Source organism: Candidatus Rhodoluna planktonica (assembly GCF_001854225.1).
GTDB classification, from domain to species: Bacteria; Actinomycetota; Actinomycetes; order Actinomycetales; family Microbacteriaceae; genus Rhodoluna; species Rhodoluna planktonica.
The window spans coordinates 721,449-738,051 of record NZ_CP015208.1 but is presented as its reverse complement, the minus strand read 5'-3'; the positions used below and the strand labels follow the sequence as shown (position 1 = coordinate 738,051).

The following is a 16,603-nucleotide window of genomic DNA, read 5'->3' as shown; positions in this document are numbered from 1 at the left end:
TTGCTCAAACGCATATGCCGCGGAATTTCCCACGCGTGTAGTAAAGAAAAAAGAGAAGGGACCATTCGGTCCCTTCTCGATCAGTTATTGCCCACCAGCAAAGGCTAGATGCGATAGCCGGGCGCAGCCTGATTTACTGCATCACCGACACGGTGCACTCTTAGCGAGTTAGTTGAGCCTGGGATGCCTGGAGGGGTTCCGGCAACCACAACAACTTCCTCGCCAATTTTTGCCTTACCTTCAGAGAGCAAGATCTCATCGACCTGATGCATCATTTCGTCGGTGTGTGTGACTGGGCTCACCAGGTAGGTTTTTGCTCCCCAAACCAGAGCGAGGCGGTTGCGAACTGTCTCGGATGGCGTGAAAGCGAGAACCGGAACAGATGAACGCAAACGTGAAACTCGTCGCAGCGAATCGCCTGACTCCGTGAACACACAAACATACTTTGAACCAAGAAGTTCAGCAATTTCGACAGCGGCTAAAGAAACCGCGCCGCTGTGGGTGTGCGGTCTGGTGCCAAGCGCTGGAATGCGGTCGAGTCCGTTATCCTCGGTGGATTCAATGATTCGAGCCATAACCTCAACGGTTTCAACCGGCCACTTACCAACTGAAGTCTCACCAGAAAGCATCACGGCATCTGCGCCGTCGAGAATCGCGTTAGCCACGTCTGAAGCTTCGGCACGAGTTGGGCGCGAATTATCAATCATGGTCTCAAGCATCTGGGTTGCAACGATTACCGGTTTGGCCCAGCGGCGAGAGAGTTCTACGGCGCGCTTTTGAACCAGCGGCACCTGCTCTAGCGGCAACTCAACGCCGAGGTCACCACGCGCAACCATAATTCCGTCGAAGGCATCGATGATCTCTTCTAGAGCGGCTACCGCCTGCGGCTTTTCGATTTTGGCGATAACGGGCAGGTATTTACCTTCCTCGTTCATGATCTCGTGCACTCGGACGATGTCGCTGGCGTTGCGAACAAACGAGAGCGCAATCATGTCGACACCGAGGCGAATACCCCAGCGCAGATCGTCTTCATCCTTCTCGGAGAGCGCTGGAACATTTACTGCTACTCCCGGAAGGTTGATGCCCTTGTTGTTCGAAACCGGTCCGGGTACCTCGACCACGGTAGTTACTGTCGTGTCGCTCACTTCGGTGGCGCGCAGCGTAACCTTGCCATCATCGATCAGCAAAAGATCTCCCGGCTTAACATCTCCCGGAAGTCCTTTGAAGGTTGTTCCGCAAATGTTTACGTCGCCCTGGATGTCTTCGATCGTGATTTTGAAGGTGGCGCCCTTCTCGAGCATCACTGGACCATCGGCAAACCGGCCGAGTCTAATCTTGGGGCCCTGAAGATCAACGAACACGCCTACCGGCTTGTTGGCATCAGCAGCGGCCTTTCTGACGGTTCGATAGATTTCCTCGTGAACCTCGTAGCTGCCATGGCTTAGGTTCATTCGAGCCACATCAACACCGGCTTCGATGATCGCGCGGATCTGCTCATAACTTGAGGTTGCCGGGCCTAGTGTGGCCACAATTTTGGCACGTCTCATTTTTCTTCTTTCCGTTGATTAGTAGCTAATCGAAATAGGTTTGTCGGTGGGTTTTACCGGTCTAGGCAAGACACTGCTGCCTTCTAGGTATGCGTCAACAGCGGCGGCGGCGGCACGGCCCTCGGCGATTGCCCAAACGATTAGGCTTTGACCTCGCCCGGCATCACCGGCCACAAAGACGCCATCAACATTTGTGGCCCAGTTGTCATCGCGCTGGATGTTGCCGCGAGCGTCAAGGGCTACCTGTGCTTGCGCGGTTACGCTTTCACCCTCTACCCCGGTGAAACCCAGCGCCAGCAGAACCAAATCGGCTGGGATAATTGTTTCGGTTCCGGCTTTCGGTAGACGCTTGCCGTCGACAAATTCGGTTTCGGCGACCTTTACCCCGGTAACTTTGCCGTTTTCGCCGACAAACTCGACAGTTGAGGCTAGGTACTTTCGTTCCCCAAATTCTTCGTGCGCGCTCGCTACCTCAAAGAGGGTAGGGAATGTCGGCCACGGTTGATTTTCGTTACGCTCGAGCGGCGGCTGTTTGCCAATTGCTAAAGTCGTGACCGAAATCGCGCCCTGTCTTGTAGCCGTGCCCAGACAGTCAGCACCGGTATCGCCACCACCCAAAATCACAACGTTTTTGCCACCTGCCAAAATCTGGCCTTCGACAATTTCGCCGGCAACCACTTTGTTGGCCTGGGTCAGATAATCCATGGCGAAGTGAACCCCGTCTAGCTGCCTGCCGGGGATGGTCAAATCACGTGGCTTAGTTGCTCCGGTTGCGATAACAACGGCATCGTAGCGTGCGCGCAACTCTTCCCAAGTTACATCGGTGCCGATGTTTACTCCGGCACGGAATCTGGTGCCTTCCGCCTCCATCTGTGCAATTCGACGATCGATGTGGTGCTTTTCCATTTTGAAATCAGGAATTCCGTAACGCAGCAGACCGCCAATTTCGGAGTCACGTTCAAAAACGGCCACCGTATGTCCGGCCCGGGTAAGCTGCTGGGCTGCGGCAAGGCCTGCTGGGCCAGAACCGACTACGGCAACAGTTTTTCCGGTGAAACGGTCAGGGATAACTGGCACCACCCAACCGGATTCAAAAGCGTTATCAATAATCGAAACTTCGATTTCTTTGATTGTCACGGCTGGTTGATTGATACCGAGAACACAGGCACTTTCACATGGAGCCGGGCAAAGCCGGCCAGTGAATTCCGGAAAGTTGTTGGTAGCGTGCAACCGCTCGATCGCACCGCGACCATCTTCGCGCCAGGTTAGGTCGTTCCATTCAGGAATCAGGTTTCCCAGCGGGCAGCCTTGGTGGCAAAACGGAACACCGCAATCCATGCAGCGGCCGGCCTGCCTTGTAACCACGCCCTGATCACGTTTTTCGTAGACTTCTTTCCAGTCCATGATTCGGACCGAAACTGGACGACGAGCAGCTGTTTCGCGCTGGGTTGTCTTAAGGAATCCCCTAGGGTCAGCCATTAGTGACCTCCAAAATTTCTTGCCAAATTGTTTCACTGTCGGGATCGATGCCATTCGTCGCGGCACGCGCACGAATTTGAAGCACGTTTGCATAGTCGCGAGGCAAGACCCTGGTGAAATTAGCCGACTCTGTCTCGAAGTCTTCGAGTAACTTCTTGGCCAAAAGTGAACCGGTTTCGTTGAAGTGTAGGGTCAGCAGATCTTTCAACCGTTCCAAATCGGCTGCTTCTAGCTCGCTCAGTTTCAACTCGCCAGAGTGAAGTGCATCTGGATTGACTCGATCAGCCCGCAACTTATAGACGTAGGCGACGCCGCCAGACATTCCAGCACCGAGGTTTCTACCGGTCTTGCCCAGGATTACCGCCACACCACCGGTCATGTACTCGAGAGCGTGATCACCGCAACCTTCGGCAACAGCAGTTGCTCCGGAGTTTCTGACAAGGAAACGTTCACCAACAATTCCACGCAGTAGCAGATTGCCGCTGGTGGCGCCGTAACCATTGACGTTTCCGGCGATAATGTTCTGCTCTGCCGCGAATCTCGCTGCTGAGTCTGGACGAACAACGATTGTGCCGCCAGATAAGCCTTTGCCAACGTAATCGTTGGCATCGCCTTCGAGAATCAACTTGATTCCGCGAGGCACGAACGCACCGAATGATTGCCCGGCGGAACCGCGAAGTTTGACCGTAATGGTTCCGTCTGGAAGACCCTCGGCACCAAAACGCTTGGTCACCTCATTGCCCAACAATGTTCCAACGGCCTGCTCAACGTTGGTGATTGGCAGTTCGATTTTTACCGGATGGGCATCATCGAGAGCTTGAGCTGCTGCCTCAACAAGCTTGTGGTCGAAGTGCTTGTCTAATTCGTGGTCTTGGAAAGTTGAGCGTTTACGTGATGCTGAGGCTGGAATTGGAGGCATGCTCAGGATTGGCGTCAGGTCTAGACCGTCGGCCTTCCAGTGCTGAATAGCGCGATTTACATCGATTAGTTCGGCATGACCGATTGCCTCATCAAGGCTGCGGAAGCCCAACTTAGCAAGGTATTCGCGCACCTCTTCGGCCAGGAATTCAAAGAAGTTGATGACAAATTCTGGCTTCCCGGTGAATCGGCTTCTAAGTTCAGGATTCTGTGTTGCCACACCAACCGGGCAGGTGTCGAGGTGACAAACACGCATCAGGATGCAGCCCTCAACCACTAGCGGAGCGGTAGCGAAGCCGAATTCTTCAGCACCGAGCAATGCAGCGATTATTACGTCTCGACCGGTCTTCATCTGACCATCAACCTGAACCGAAACTCGGTCGCGAAGGTTATTAATCAGCAAAGTTTGCTGAGCCTCGGCCAGACCGAGTTCCCAAGGGGTTCCAGCATGCTTTAGCGAATTCAGCGGAGATGCGCCGGTTCCGCCGTCGTGACCGGAGACCAAAATAACGTCGGCCTTAGCCTTGGCTACACCGGCCGCAACAGTTCCGATTCCAACTTGAGAAACCAGTTTGACGTGAACACGAGCCTCTCGATTTGCCCTCTTCAAATCAAAAATTAGCTGCTTCAGATCTTCGATTGAATAAATGTCATGGTGAGGCGGCGGTGAAATTAGGCCGACGCCGGCGGTTGAGTGTCGAGTCTTGGCAATCCAGGGATAAACCTTGTTCGGTGGCAGCTGACCACCTTCACCGGGCTTTGCTCCCTGCGCCATCTTGATTTGAATGTCGTCGGCGTGGGTCAGATACATGCTGGTAACACCAAATCGACCGGATGCGACCTGCTTGATGGCAGAGCGACGCTTCGGATCGAGTAGGCGCTCTACATCCTCGCCACCTTCACCGGTATTCGACTTGCCACCAAGCTGATTCATTGCGATAGCCAGAGTCTCGTGTGCTTCTGGGCTAATCGAACCGTAGCTCATTGCTCCGGTAGAGAAGCGTTTAACGATTTCTGAGACTGGCTCAACTTCGTTTAGTGGAACGGCCGGACGTACACCCTCGCGGAGGGTGAACAGACCGCGCAGTGTCATTAGCCGCTCCGCTTGATCATCAACTGACTTTGTGTATTCGCGGAAAATGTCGAAACGCTTGTTTCGAGTTGCGTGCTGCAATTTGAAAACAGTTTCCGGATTGAAAAGGTGAGCCGGACCTTCGCGACGCCACTGATACTCGCCACCAATTTCCAAAGGTTTGTGAGCGTAAGTGGCTTTATCAGCTGGATAGGCAAATTCGTGACGAGAGGCTATCTCCTGGTGGATGACTTCAATGCCAATGCCACCGAGTTGGCTGGTTGTGCCGGTGAAATAGGTGTCAACAAATTCTTGGCTTAGACCGATCGCTTCAAAGCACTGGGCACCCGAATACGAAGAGACAGTCGATATACCCATTTTCGACATGATCTTGAGCACGCCTTTACCCAGACCTTTGATTAGGTTCTTGGTGGCTTTTTCAAGTGGAACGCCAACAATTTGGCCAGACTTGATCATCTGCTCGATCGATTCCAAAGCCAAATACGGGTTAACCGCGGCAGCACCATAGCCAATCAGGGCGGCGACATGGTGTACCTCTCGGACATCGCCCGCCTCAATGACCAAGCCAACTTTGGAGCGTAAGCCTTCGCGAATCAAGAAATGGTGAACCGCCGAGGTGAGCATAAGCGAAGGTATTGGCGCCATTTCGCCGTTGCTGTCGCGGTCTGAAATGATAAGGAAAGTAGCACCATCGGCGACTGCAGCAGCCACCTCATCGAAAAGCTCTCTGATTCGAGCTGCAAGCGCATCTGGACCGCCATCAATCGGGTAAAGGCCTTTTACCGTGAACGACTTACCTGCTTGTGGCAATTCGTCGATGTGTTTGATTTTGGCTAGATCGTCGTTATCCATGACCGGGAAATTAATAATCATTTGACCGGCGTGGGCTGGTGTGGCTGCCAGAAGATTCTTCTCCGGACCGATTCCGGTGCTAAGTGAGGTGACAACTTCTTCGCGGATTGAGTCAAGCGGCGGGTTAGTAACCTGAGCGAACTGTTGAACAAAGTAGTCGAACAAAAGTCGAGGTCGGTCTGATAGCGCAGCAATTGGAGTGTCTGAGCCCATTGCACCAAGCGGTTCGGCTCCAGTTTTAGCCATCGGGGCCAAAATAACTCGGAGTTCTTCTTCGGTATAGCCAAAAGTGCGCTGGCGTCGGTTTACCGAACTGGCGCTGTGAGCAATGTGTTCACGCGGTGGCAGATCGTTGATGTTGATGCGGTTTGCCTCAAGCCACTCTCCCCATGGTTCGAGTGCGGCAATTTCGGCCTTGATCTCATCATCGTCAATCAAACGGCCATTAACGGTGTCGGCTAAGAACATTCGCCCCGGCTGAAGACGACCCTTGCGCACGATGCGGCTTGGGTCAATCTGAGCGACACCAATTTCTGAGGCTAGAACTACGAGGCCGTCGTCAGTCACGACATAGCGACCAGGGCGAAGACCGTTTCTGTCTAGGGTTGCCCCCACTAAAGAGCCATCGGTGAATACCACTGCTGCTGGGCCGTCCCACGGCTCCATCATCATTGAGTGGTACTCGTAGAAATTTTTACGATTTTGATCGATGTCAGTCTGGTTTTCCCAAGCCTCAGGAATCATCATCATCATGGCGTGAGGAAGTGATCTACCACCCAGGTAAAGCAACTCAAGAACCTCGTCGAAGCTCGCCGAATCGCTGCCGCCAGGGGTGATGATTGGTGTCAGCTGCTTGATGTCGCCGAGAAGTTCCGAACTTAGTTGAGCTTCACGAGATCGCATCCAGTTTCGGTTGCCCTTAACCGTGTTGATTTCTCCGTTGTGTGCAATCAGGCGGAATGGGTGAGCAAGCGGCCAAGACGGGAACGTATTGGTTGAAAATCTGGAGTGAACCAGGGCCAGTGTTGACTCAAAAAGGTCATTGCTCAAATCAGGATAGAACGGCTCCAACTGCAGAGTGGTAACCATTCCTTTGTAAACAATTGTGCGAGATGAAAGTGATGGGTGGTAGGCGCCAAGAGTGCGCTCACTGCGCTTGCGCAGTCGGAATAGACGCCGCTCAAGTTCTAAACCGTCGGCAAAATCAGGTGCGGTAACGAAAACCTGACGAATCACCGGCATGGCATCGCGCGCCAAATCACCAAGAACAGCCGGATTTGTTGGCACATCTCGCCAGCCGAGAACCTCAAGTTTCTCTTCGATGGCGAGGTTGGCAAAACCACCCTCGACCGCAGTCTCTTCGCCAGCTTCAATGAAAACTAAGCCGGCACCATAGCTACCCTGGGCTGGCAGGGTGAACGGAACTACCGAGCGTAAAAATTTGTCTGGTATTTGCGAGAGAATTCCGGCACCATCACCGGTGCCAGCGTCGGAGCCAACTGCGCCGCGGTGTTCCAAGTTGCGAAGAGCGTCAAGTGCGGTCGCGATGATGTCATGACCCGCACTGCCGCGCAGAGTAGCAACCATAGCCAGGCCACAGGCATCGCGGTCAAACTCTGGATTGTACAAACCGGTTGCGCTCGGCGCGGTGCTAAAGCGTGTAAACGGGGAGCGTTCAGGCATGGCGCACTCCAATCTGAATAGATTTGAATTTGGTTTAGGGACAGCGTTGGCCCTGGAAACTTAGTAAAAACGTCGTTTGTGACGACTCAAAATTCGATGCCGATCAGGCCTAAGAATTGTCTTTTGAGTCTAGTCCATCAGATTCGCTTTTAGCCGATTTTTCCAGTGCTTTATTGGTCAGCACCGAAATCTCAAGACCAGTGTGTCGATGTTTCTGCACAAAGAAAATTGTGAGTCCAACCACAACTCCTAGCAGCGCCGACCAAATGTTGATTCGCAACCCCAAAATAATCTCGGACGGGTCAATTCGGATCGATTCGGTCCAGATTCGGCCGAATGAGTAGTAAACGAGGTAGAGGCCGAATAGCTTTCCCCAGCGAAGTTCGAATTTCTTGTCGAGCAGTAAAAGCGCAGCAACCCCCGCTAGGCTCCACAGCGATTCATAAATAAACGTCGGGTGGAACAAAACACCCTCAGGTAAACCTGCAGGATACGCCGGGTTATCGGCAGAGATTTCTAGTCCCCAAGGCAGGTCTGTGGGAAGACCAAAGAGTTCTTGGTTGAAGTAATTTCCCCATCGGCCAAGGGCCTGGGCAAGCAAAATACCGGGAGCTACCGCATCAGCAAAAGACCAGAATTTTATGCCTGCTGCTCTTGCACCGACGAAAGCACCTAGGGCGCCACCGATGAGACCTCCATAGATTGCAATACCGCCTTCCCAGATTCGGAAAACAGCAGTCAAATCAGCACCCTCGAAGAAATAGTCGTTTGGGTGTGTCAACACGTGGAAGATACGGGCGCCAATTACACCGAAAGGTACTGTCCAGAGCGCAATGTCGAGAGCCAGGCCCGACTTTGCACCTCGGGCAACTAACCTACGATCAGCGAGGATTACCGCCGCGACAATTCCGGCAAGGATGAACAGGGCGTAAAAATGCACGCGCAATGGGCCCAATTCGATAAAGCTAATCTCCGGTGAAGGAATGCTGGTAAACATTAGTTTTTCAGTCCTTTGGCTAGTTCTTGCACTTTTGCGGTGAGTTCCGGAAGTGCACCGTGCTGGTAAGCCTTAACAAAAGCCGAGCCCACGATTGCACCATCCGCGTATTCGTTGACAGCGACCACCTGATCTGAGGTCGAAATTCCGATACCGACCGCGGTTAGCGACTCTGGTGCAACGCTTTGAACATTAGAAACTACCTGCTTCGCGTAAGAATCTAACTGCTCGCGGGTGCCGGTTATGCCCATGGTTGAGACTGCGTAAACGAACCCGCGACTGGATTCGGCCGCCTGTTTCGCTCGCTCTGGAGTCGAAGTGGGCGCAGCCAAAAAGACACGATCTAAATCGAGCTCATCCGCAATTTCGATCCACTCGGATGCTTCATCGGGAATCAAATCGGGCGTAATCAACCCGGCTCCCCCGGCTGCCTTTAGGTCTTCGGCGAAACGTCGAACGCCATATGAAATAACCGGGTTCCAGTAGGTCATCACCAATACCGGAGTATCGACCTGTTCCCTAATGGCCTTGACCGCGTCAAATACCTGGCGAAGTTTGAATCCGTTTGACAAAGCCTGTTCGGTTGCCTCTTGAATGACCGGACCGTCCATGACCGGATCGCTATATGGAACACCCAGCTCTAAAACATCGACACCGTTTTTGCACATGGCTACGGCTGCTGCGACTGATTCGTCAAAAGTTGGATAGCCGGCTGGAAAATAGCCAACTAGAGAGCCTTGGTTGGCAAGCTTGTTGGAACGCAAAACTGTTTCAGTTTGACTCATTGCTTGTCTCCTAGAAGCCCGAAGTAGCGTCCTGCGGTTTCCATGTCTTTATCGCCGCGGCCGCTTAGGTTTACCAGCACGCTAGATCCGGCTGGCAGGTGGTTGCCAAGTTTTAGCGCTCCGGCAAGGGCGTGCGAGGTTTCGATAGCGGGGATAATACCTTCGGTTTGGCTTAGGAGTCGCAGTGCAGACATGGCTTCAGCATCTGAAATACCCCAGTAGTTGGCGCGGCCGATGTCTTTTAGCCAAGAGTGCTCTGGGCCAACGCCTGGGTAGTCGAGGCCGGCAGAAATCGAGTGTGATTCCCTCGTCTGCCCATCCTCATCTTGAAGCATGTAGCTCTTCGCGCCGTGTAACACTCCGGGACGGCCCTTTGAGAGTGTGGCAGCGTGGCGCTCAGTTTCGATGCCTTCGCCAGCGGCTTCGAATCCGAAGATTTGCACGTCCTCGTCATCGAGGAAGGCGTGGAATAGTCCGATGGCGTTTGAGCCACCGCCGACACAGGCCGCCAAAGCGGTTGGTAAAAAGCCGTACTCAGAAAGCATTTGCTCTCTTGCCTCAATACCGATGATGCTATGAAAGTCACGAACCATGGTTGGGAACGGGTGCGGTCCGGCGACGGTACCGAGCAGGTAATGGGTCGATTCAACATTGGTGACCCAGTCACGCAAAGCCTCGTTGATTGCATCTTTTAGTGTTCTACTGCCGGTTGTTACCGGAACGACTTCGGCTCCAAGTAGCTTCATTCGAGCGACGTTCAAGGCTTGTCTTTCGGTGTCAAGCTCACCCATGTAAACGACGCACTCGAGCCCAAAAAGCGCAGCCGCAGTTGCACTGGCAACACCGTGTTGTCCGGCTCCGGTTTCGGCGATAATTCGCTGTTTACCCATCCGCTTGGCCAAAAGCGCCTGGCCTAGCACATTGTTAATTTTGTGACTACCGGTGTGATTTAGGTCTTCGCGCTTTAGAAAAATACGGATGTCACCGGCATGCTCTGCGAAGCGCTTAGCTTCGGTGATTATCGAAGGTCGACCGGTGTAGGTGCGGTGCAGTTCGGCCAGCTCAATTTGGAATGTTGGATCGTTCTTAGCAGTCTGGTAGGTAGCGTCTAATTCGTCGAGTGCGGCGATTAGTGATTCTGGAACAAACCTTCCGCCAAACTCGCCAAAATAGGGTCCAACCTGTTCGCGTAGATTTGTCATGCTGATAATTGTAAGTCGATTAAATTGCCGTAAATTCGGCTAACAACTTGGCTGCATCGTTTGTGACCAATGCTTCGCCGACCAAAACTACATCGGCGCCTGCCTGACGGTAGTGCCTGACATCGTCAGCGCTGCGAACGGCCGACTCGGCAACCTTTATTACGTTTGCCGGAAATAGCTCAACTAATTTGCCAAATAAATTGCGGTCGGTCTCGAAAGTCGACAGATCTCGAGCATTTACGCCGATGAACTGGGCTCCAGTGTCGATGGCGAACTTGGCTTCATCCTCGGAATGGGTCTCAAGAAATGGCAACATGTTCAACTCTTCAGTGAAGTGCTGCAGTTCGATCAGTCGCTTGGGCGGCAGCCCAGCAACAATAAGCAGGATGATGTCGGCTCCGTGAGCGCGCGCTTCGAGAATCTGGTATTCGTTGGCGATGAAGTCTTTTCTAAGTAGCGGAACTTCAACTCGATGTCTAACAGCGTCTAGATCGTGAAGCGAACCTTTGAACTTTCGCTCCTCGGTGAGCACGCTGATTCCCGAGGCACCATTTTGTGCGTAAACTTCGGCCAGATTTGCCGGATCCGAGATTTCAGCCATTTGGCCACGCGAAGGACTTGCTCGTTTAACTTCGGCTAGCACCTTGATGTGTTTTGCGGGTGCAAAGGCTTCGAGAGCGTCTAGGGGTGGTTTTGCAGCGAGTGCCATTCGCTCAATATCGTTAAGTGAAACCTGCTCGGCTCGCTTGGCTGCATCTTCAATTGATCCCGCGTAGAGGGATTCGAGCATGTTTATTTCTTGGACTTTGAGCCGCCGACGCCGTAGCCCATGCGCTTTAGAGCGAGACCAACGATCAGACCGACCACCGCGAGCCCAGCCGATGCCCAAACCAACGCTGCTTGATCAAACCAGAAAAATAGGGTTCCCAAAGCAAAGGCAATCATGATGATGATTACGGTTGTCCATGAAGCAACCGAGTCGCCGTGACCAGGATCGTTTAGGTTTTCAGACATTATTGGCCTTCCTTGTTCCGAAACAATTCTACGACTTCTTCTCACGCTGAGATTCCCAGAGCGAGATGGTGTCTTCTGCAGTTTCTTCAGTTGGCGCATAGCGCTTGGTTGGGTTTGGCCACTTTGGTTGAACCATGAAAATTGCACCCAGAAGGGCAAAGTAGCCAAAGATAGAAACTAAAGTAGCGGTCGGCCAAAATGAGAGTTGAAGCTCAACTCCGCTCAAACCGTGCTGTTGAGCAATTCCGGTCAGTTTCTCGATTTCGCCAAGGATGGCTGGAGGGGCATTTTCAGACGATGTTTGCAGCCCGGGAAAAACTATGGCTGACAGTACAAAAAGAGTGAACAGTCCCTGCAGGGCGAAGATGATGCGCTGAAACTTTTTTGAACTCAATAGGCTAACCACAAGTGCAGCAAGCAAAACCAAGAAGCTCGAGCTTAGGCTAGGCCAGGCTTGGAGGCCAGAGAACTTGGCTAACTCTGTGACTTTTCCGTCAACGTTCATATCAACGCGATACCACGGCTGAGAGGCACAACCCCAAATTAGAGCGAGCAGCAGAGAGCTAAAGGCGAATGAGTTTCTTCGGTTTAGTCTCATCGGGCCACCATGTTGTTTGCCGCGGTGATTGCTCTGGCAGGAGCAGATGCCTTGTTAACTGTCTCTAGGTATTCCGATTCGGGAACCGAATCAAGCACCAGTCCGGCCCCGGCTTGAATATGTGCGACAGAATTTCTGATAAACGCGGTTCTGATTGCAATTGCCAGATCAGCATTACCGTGGAAGTCAAAGTAGCCAACCACCCCGCCGTACAAACCTCTCGCCGCTGGTTCGAGCTCATCGATAATCTGAAGTGCTCTTGGTTTAGGGGCACCCGACAGTGTTCCCGCGGGAAAAGTCGCCCTAAATGCATCGATGGCAGTCATTTCCTCGGCGAGATCCCCCTCTACCGTCGAAACTAGATGCATGACGTGGCTGTAACGATGGATTTGCATGAATTCAGTGACCACAACGGTCTCAGGCTCACAAACTTTCAGTAGGTCATTTCTCGCCAGATCGACCAGCATCAGGTGTTCCGCGCGCTCTTTTTGATCGGCTAGCAGTGACTGCGCTAATTCAACGTCGTTTTCCAGCGACTGTCCCCTAGGTCTAGAACCGGCGATTGGATGCGTGACTGCGTGTCGGTTTGCTACTGCCACCAAAGATTCCGGCGATGATCCGACCACCGCATAGGGGCCGGAAGCATCCTCGAAGTTGAGGTAATACATGTAGGGGCTTGGATTGAGTGCTCGAAGTACCCGGTAGGCCTCGAGGGGTGCTGTCTCAGTGGCAATGTCGAAGCGCTGAGAAATAACAACCTGGAAAACATCACCGATTCGAACGTAGTGCTTAGCCTTTTCGATAGCTTCGAAAAACTCCTGCTTTGAAGTGCGTTGACTGCTGTCCGGTGAGACGGTCGTATCGATATCAGCTAAAAGTGTTGAATGTGGTTTTTTTGCATCCGACAGCATTTCAGCAATTCGACCTATGGCTTGTTCATAGCCCAATTCAATTGATTCGACATCGGGTGTGTAAATGTTCGACACGAACATCACTGCACTTTCGAGGTGGTCAATAATTACCAAATCTTGGAGCATCGCAAAGGCTATGGTCGGACTGATGAAATCGGCATTCTTAGCAGGGCCAAGTTTTTCGATTTTTCTGATGACATCCCAGCCCATAAGACCGACTAGACCTGAAGTCAGGCTGGGGGCAGTTGGGTCGTGCGCAGCTTTCCAACTGCCATTGATTTGAGCTATTGCGTCGAGCGAGTCAGCTGGCAGATGCTGACCATCTGGCAGGGCCGGGTATCCCTGCGGTGAAGTCCAAGTTAGGCTTCCCCCTTGGTCCTCATTCAAGAATCCACGGTTTCGAACCCCGACGAAACTATAGCGAGCCCAAACACCCTGCTCAGCCGATTCGAGTAGAAAACTGCCGGGCCGGTTGGCTGCCAGTTTCTCAAAAATGGAGATTGGCGTTTCGGTACCGCTGAATAGGGTCTGAATGACCGGAATGACGTTGAAGTTTTCGGCGAGCTTTGAGACTTCGGCTAGCGAGTAGTTGAGGTTAGTTTTCATCGTCACTCTTCAGATAAATAGTGGCAACATCGAAGCATGACTCGGCATCGGTGTGGCAAGCCGGACCGGCTTCTATCACTTGGATCAGTAGAGTGTCGGCATCGCAGTCGAGTTCGACAGACACAACCTTCTGGGTATTGCCACTGGTTGCGCCCTTGTGCCACAGTTCATTTCTAGAGCGACTGAAAAACACGGTTTCGCCGCGTTCTAGGGTTAGCCCGAGAGACTCTTTGGTCATCCAAGCCATCATCAAAACTCGTTTGCTTTCGAAGCTCTGGATGATTGCTGGAACCAAACCGGCGGAATTGAACTGAACGGTTTCTAGAACATCACGGTCAATGGCCATTTTTACCTCGTTTCAAATCCGTGCTCGCGCAGGTTTTGTTTTGCTTGGGCAATCGAGACTGAACCCTCGTGAAAAATTGAAGCAGCCAAAATTGCATTGGCACCGGCTTTGGCAGCAGGTGCAAAATCGGCTGCACTGCCTGCGCCACCTGAAGCGATCACGGGTACCGGTGAAATTTCGCGCATAGCCGCGAGCATTTCAAGGTCGAATCCTTCACGAGTACCGTCGGCGTCGATGCTGTTCACCAGTAGTTCTCCGGCCCCCAGCTCGATTGTCTGTTTAACCCAGGTAATAGCGTCGAGATTCGTTTCCTCGCGGCCACCGTGTGTTGTCACCACGAAGCCGGAGTCGGTCTTCGCCGATCGCTTCAGATCGAGGGATATCACCAGTACCTGATTGCCAAATCGGTTAGCGATTTCAGAAAGCAGGTTCGGATTGCTGATTCCAGCCGATCCGACCGAAACTTTGTCTGCTCCGGCACCCAGCAGTCGGGCAACGTCATCCACCGCACGAATTCCCCCACCTACAGTTAGCGGGATAAAAAGCTGTTCCGCACATGCAGTGACCAGGTCATACATTGTGCTTCGGTTGTCGACTGTTGCCTTGACATCGAGGAAAGTGAGCTCATCTGCCCCATCGCGATAATAACGGCTGGCCAACTCAATCGGATCACCCGCGTCTTTGAGGTTCAGGAAGTTGACACCTTTGACCACGCGGCCCTCGGCCACGTCCAGGCACGGAATAACTCGGATTGCTAATGACACTAGATTCTCGCGGCGTGAATAGCGCTAACCAAGATTGCTCTTGCCCCGAGAGCGTAGAGTTCATCCATTTTGGCATTGGTTTCACTGGTTTTTACCAGTGATCTGACCGCAACCCAATCTTCATCGCGCAGCGGTGAAACTGTGGGCGATTCGATTCCAGGAGTAATCTTCGCCGCTTCTTCGACCAGTGCGGTTGGGCAGTCGTAATCGAAGATTACGTACTCGCGAGCGACTAGTACGCCTTGCATTCTGCGCAGTAACTGCTGGTGTTCGTCAACTACCTTGGGCGACACAATCAGTTGAGCTGAACTTTGGAGGATCACCGGACCGAAAATTTCGAGGCCCGCTTGACGCAGGGTGTTGCCGGTAGAAACAACATCGGCAACCGCATCAGCGACGCCCAACCGAACGGCCACTTCAACGGCGCCGTCTAGTTGAACGATCTTGGCGGAAATCTGGTGCTCGGCAAGAAAGTCTTCGACAAGGTGCGGATACGCGGTCGCAACCCTTAGGCCACCAAGCTGCTCGATCGATTGGAATCTGCCCACCGGACCCGCAAACCTAAATGTAGAACCGCCAAATCCTAGATCAGCGACGGAATTGGCTTCGGAGCGACTATCTCTCAGCAGGTCTAAACCAGTGAAACCGGCGTCGAGCGAACCTGAACCAACATAGGTCGCAATGTCCCTTGGTCTAAGGTAGAAAAACTCTATGTCGTTCTGGGTATCAACCACGTGCAGATCTTTTGGGTCTCGTCTTGTGGTGTAGCCAGCCTCGCGCAGCATAACTATTGCGGTTTCCGACAAAATTCCCTTGTTTGGAACGGCAACTCTAAGCATTAGAAGTTTGCCTCCAACTCTTCTAGAGAAATATTTTTAGCTGCCATCATCACTTGAATGTGATAGATCAACTGCGACATTTCTTCGGCGCAGCGTTCGTTACTTTCGTATTCCGCGGCCATCCAAACCTCAGCGGCCTCCTCAACGATCTTTTTGCCGATGGCATGAACTCCGGCATCTAACCACTTCGTAGTTTCCGAATTTTCGGGGCGCTGCACTGCTCGCTCAGAAATTTGACTGAATAATTCGTTGAAGGTGGTCATGCATCAAGGTTACCTTGCCTGGAGGCAGGCTTGGCTTCAGTGGCGATGCCCGGCATTAGCCAGTGAACGAAGCTGCTCGATTTGGCTGGCTCTATCGAGTTTATTGAAGACCGCGCTTCCGGCAACAAAAGTGTCGGCCCCCAGCTCTGACACCTGGGCAATGTTGGATTCGTCGATGCCGCCATCAACTTGAAGCCATACAGCGGCGCTTTCACGAAGAATGCGCCTTCGAGCGGCCGCGACCTTGGGCAATGTTTCTTGAATGAGTTTTTGGCCGCCAAACCCTGGTTCTACGGTCATCACCAATAGTTGGTCGAACTCGGAAAGGTGTTCTAGTAGCGGCTCTACCGGCGTATTCGGCTTGATAGCAATTCCAGCTCTAGCGCCGATGCTTCGTAGTTTGCGGGCGAGTTCGAAAGGTTCACTCGTTGCCTCTAGGTGAAATGTGACCGAAAAAGCACCCATTTCGGCGTACTCGGGGGCCCAACGGTCAACATTTTCAATCATCAAGTGGATGTCCAGCGGTTTTGCCGAAACATCTTGAATTTGTCTAACCACTGGTGGTCCAAAAGTGAGATTGGGAACAAAATGATTGTCCATGACATCCACGTGGATCAAGTCGGCAGTTGAAACGCTCTGCAGTTCATCGGCCAAGTTCATGAAGTCTGCCGAGAGAATCGATGGATTAATTCTGATCACGAGCAAA

The 16,603-nt window shown here is 52.6% G+C and carries 15 protein-coding genes; all 15 read right to left on the bottom strand.

Features of this window, described 5'->3' with window-relative positions:
• Positions 1-104 precede the first annotated feature (104 nt).
• The 15 genes from pyk to rpe all read right to left on the bottom strand — a co-directional run bounded on the left by pyk (position 105) and on the right by rpe (position 16,602).
• Complete coding sequence (gene pyk / locus A4Z71_RS03675) at positions 105-1,547, bottom strand: pyruvate kinase (RefSeq protein ID WP_070954591.1); 1,443 nt, start codon at positions 1,545-1,547, stop codon at positions 105-107.
• An 18-nt stretch (positions 1,548-1,565) separates the two neighbouring features.
• Complete coding sequence (locus A4Z71_RS03670; protein ID WP_070954590.1) at positions 1,566-3,026, bottom strand: glutamate synthase subunit beta; 1,461 nt, start codon at positions 3,024-3,026, stop codon at positions 1,566-1,568.
• Positions 3,019-7,572, bottom strand: coding sequence for a glutamate synthase large subunit (gltB, locus tag A4Z71_RS03665; protein WP_070954589.1), 4,554 nt, complete (start codon positions 7,570-7,572; stop codon positions 3,019-3,021). Before gltB ends, A4Z71_RS03670 begins: the two co-directional genes overlap by 8 nt.
• Before the next feature lie 109 nt (positions 7,573-7,681).
• Positions 7,682-8,569 carry a prolipoprotein diacylglyceryl transferase gene (gene lgt / locus A4Z71_RS03660; protein ID WP_084028407.1) on the bottom strand — a complete coding sequence of 296 codons (888 nt, stop codon included), beginning with the start codon at positions 8,567-8,569 and terminating at the stop codon, positions 7,682-7,684.
• Positions 8,569-9,354, bottom strand: coding sequence for a tryptophan synthase subunit alpha (trpA, locus tag A4Z71_RS03655; protein WP_070954588.1), 786 nt, complete (start codon positions 9,352-9,354; stop codon positions 8,569-8,571). Before trpA ends, lgt begins: the two co-directional genes overlap by 1 nt.
• Complete coding sequence (gene trpB, locus A4Z71_RS03650) at positions 9,351-10,556, bottom strand: tryptophan synthase subunit beta (RefSeq protein WP_070954587.1); 1,206 nt, start codon at positions 10,554-10,556, stop codon at positions 9,351-9,353. The genes trpA and trpB overlap by 4 nt, the downstream gene beginning before the upstream one ends.
• Positions 10,557-10,575: 19 nt before the next feature.
• Positions 10,576-11,346 (bottom strand): indole-3-glycerol phosphate synthase TrpC, encoded by a 771-nt coding sequence (trpC, locus tag A4Z71_RS03645; protein WP_070954586.1) that lies wholly within the window; start codon positions 11,344-11,346, stop codon positions 10,576-10,578.
• Between the two features lie 2 nt (positions 11,347-11,348).
• A complete protein-coding gene (locus A4Z71_RS03640; RefSeq protein WP_070954585.1) occupies positions 11,349-11,570 on the bottom strand; it encodes a DUF6704 family protein in 222 nt (73 codons plus the stop codon).
• Positions 11,571-11,598: 28 nt separating this feature from the next.
• Complete coding sequence (locus tag A4Z71_RS03635) at positions 11,599-12,168, bottom strand: Trp biosynthesis-associated membrane protein (RefSeq protein ID WP_084028406.1); 570 nt, start codon at positions 12,166-12,168, stop codon at positions 11,599-11,601.
• The gene (locus A4Z71_RS03630; protein WP_070954583.1) at positions 12,165-13,685 is read right to left on the bottom strand and encodes a chorismate-binding protein; all 1,521 of its coding nucleotides are present in this window, start codon (positions 13,683-13,685) and stop codon (positions 12,165-12,167) included. The genes A4Z71_RS03635 and A4Z71_RS03630 overlap by 4 nt, the downstream gene beginning before the upstream one ends.
• Positions 13,675-14,031 carry a phosphoribosyl-AMP cyclohydrolase gene (gene hisI / locus A4Z71_RS03625; protein WP_070954582.1) on the bottom strand — a complete coding sequence of 119 codons (357 nt, stop codon included), beginning with the start codon at positions 14,029-14,031 and terminating at the stop codon, positions 13,675-13,677. The genes A4Z71_RS03630 and hisI overlap by 11 nt, the downstream gene beginning before the upstream one ends.
• A gap of 2 nt (positions 14,032-14,033) precedes the next feature.
• Entirely contained in the window at positions 14,034-14,795 is a 762-nt protein-coding gene (gene hisF, locus A4Z71_RS03620) for an imidazole glycerol phosphate synthase subunit HisF (RefSeq protein WP_070954581.1), read from the bottom strand.
• Positions 14,795-15,634: an ATP phosphoribosyltransferase gene (hisG, locus tag A4Z71_RS03615; RefSeq protein WP_070954580.1), complete on the bottom strand. Its 840-nt coding sequence runs from the start codon at positions 15,632-15,634 to the stop codon at positions 14,795-14,797. The genes hisF and hisG overlap by 1 nt, the downstream gene beginning before the upstream one ends.
• Positions 15,634-15,897 carry a phosphoribosyl-ATP diphosphatase gene (locus tag A4Z71_RS03610; RefSeq protein ID WP_070954579.1) on the bottom strand — a complete coding sequence of 88 codons (264 nt, stop codon included), beginning with the start codon at positions 15,895-15,897 and terminating at the stop codon, positions 15,634-15,636. Before A4Z71_RS03610 ends, hisG begins: the two co-directional genes overlap by 1 nt.
• 36 nt (positions 15,898-15,933) lie before the next feature.
• Positions 15,934-16,602 carry a ribulose-phosphate 3-epimerase gene (rpe, locus tag A4Z71_RS03605; protein WP_070954578.1) on the bottom strand — a complete coding sequence of 223 codons (669 nt, stop codon included), beginning with the start codon at positions 16,600-16,602 and terminating at the stop codon, positions 15,934-15,936.
• Position 16,603 lies beyond the last annotated feature (1 nt).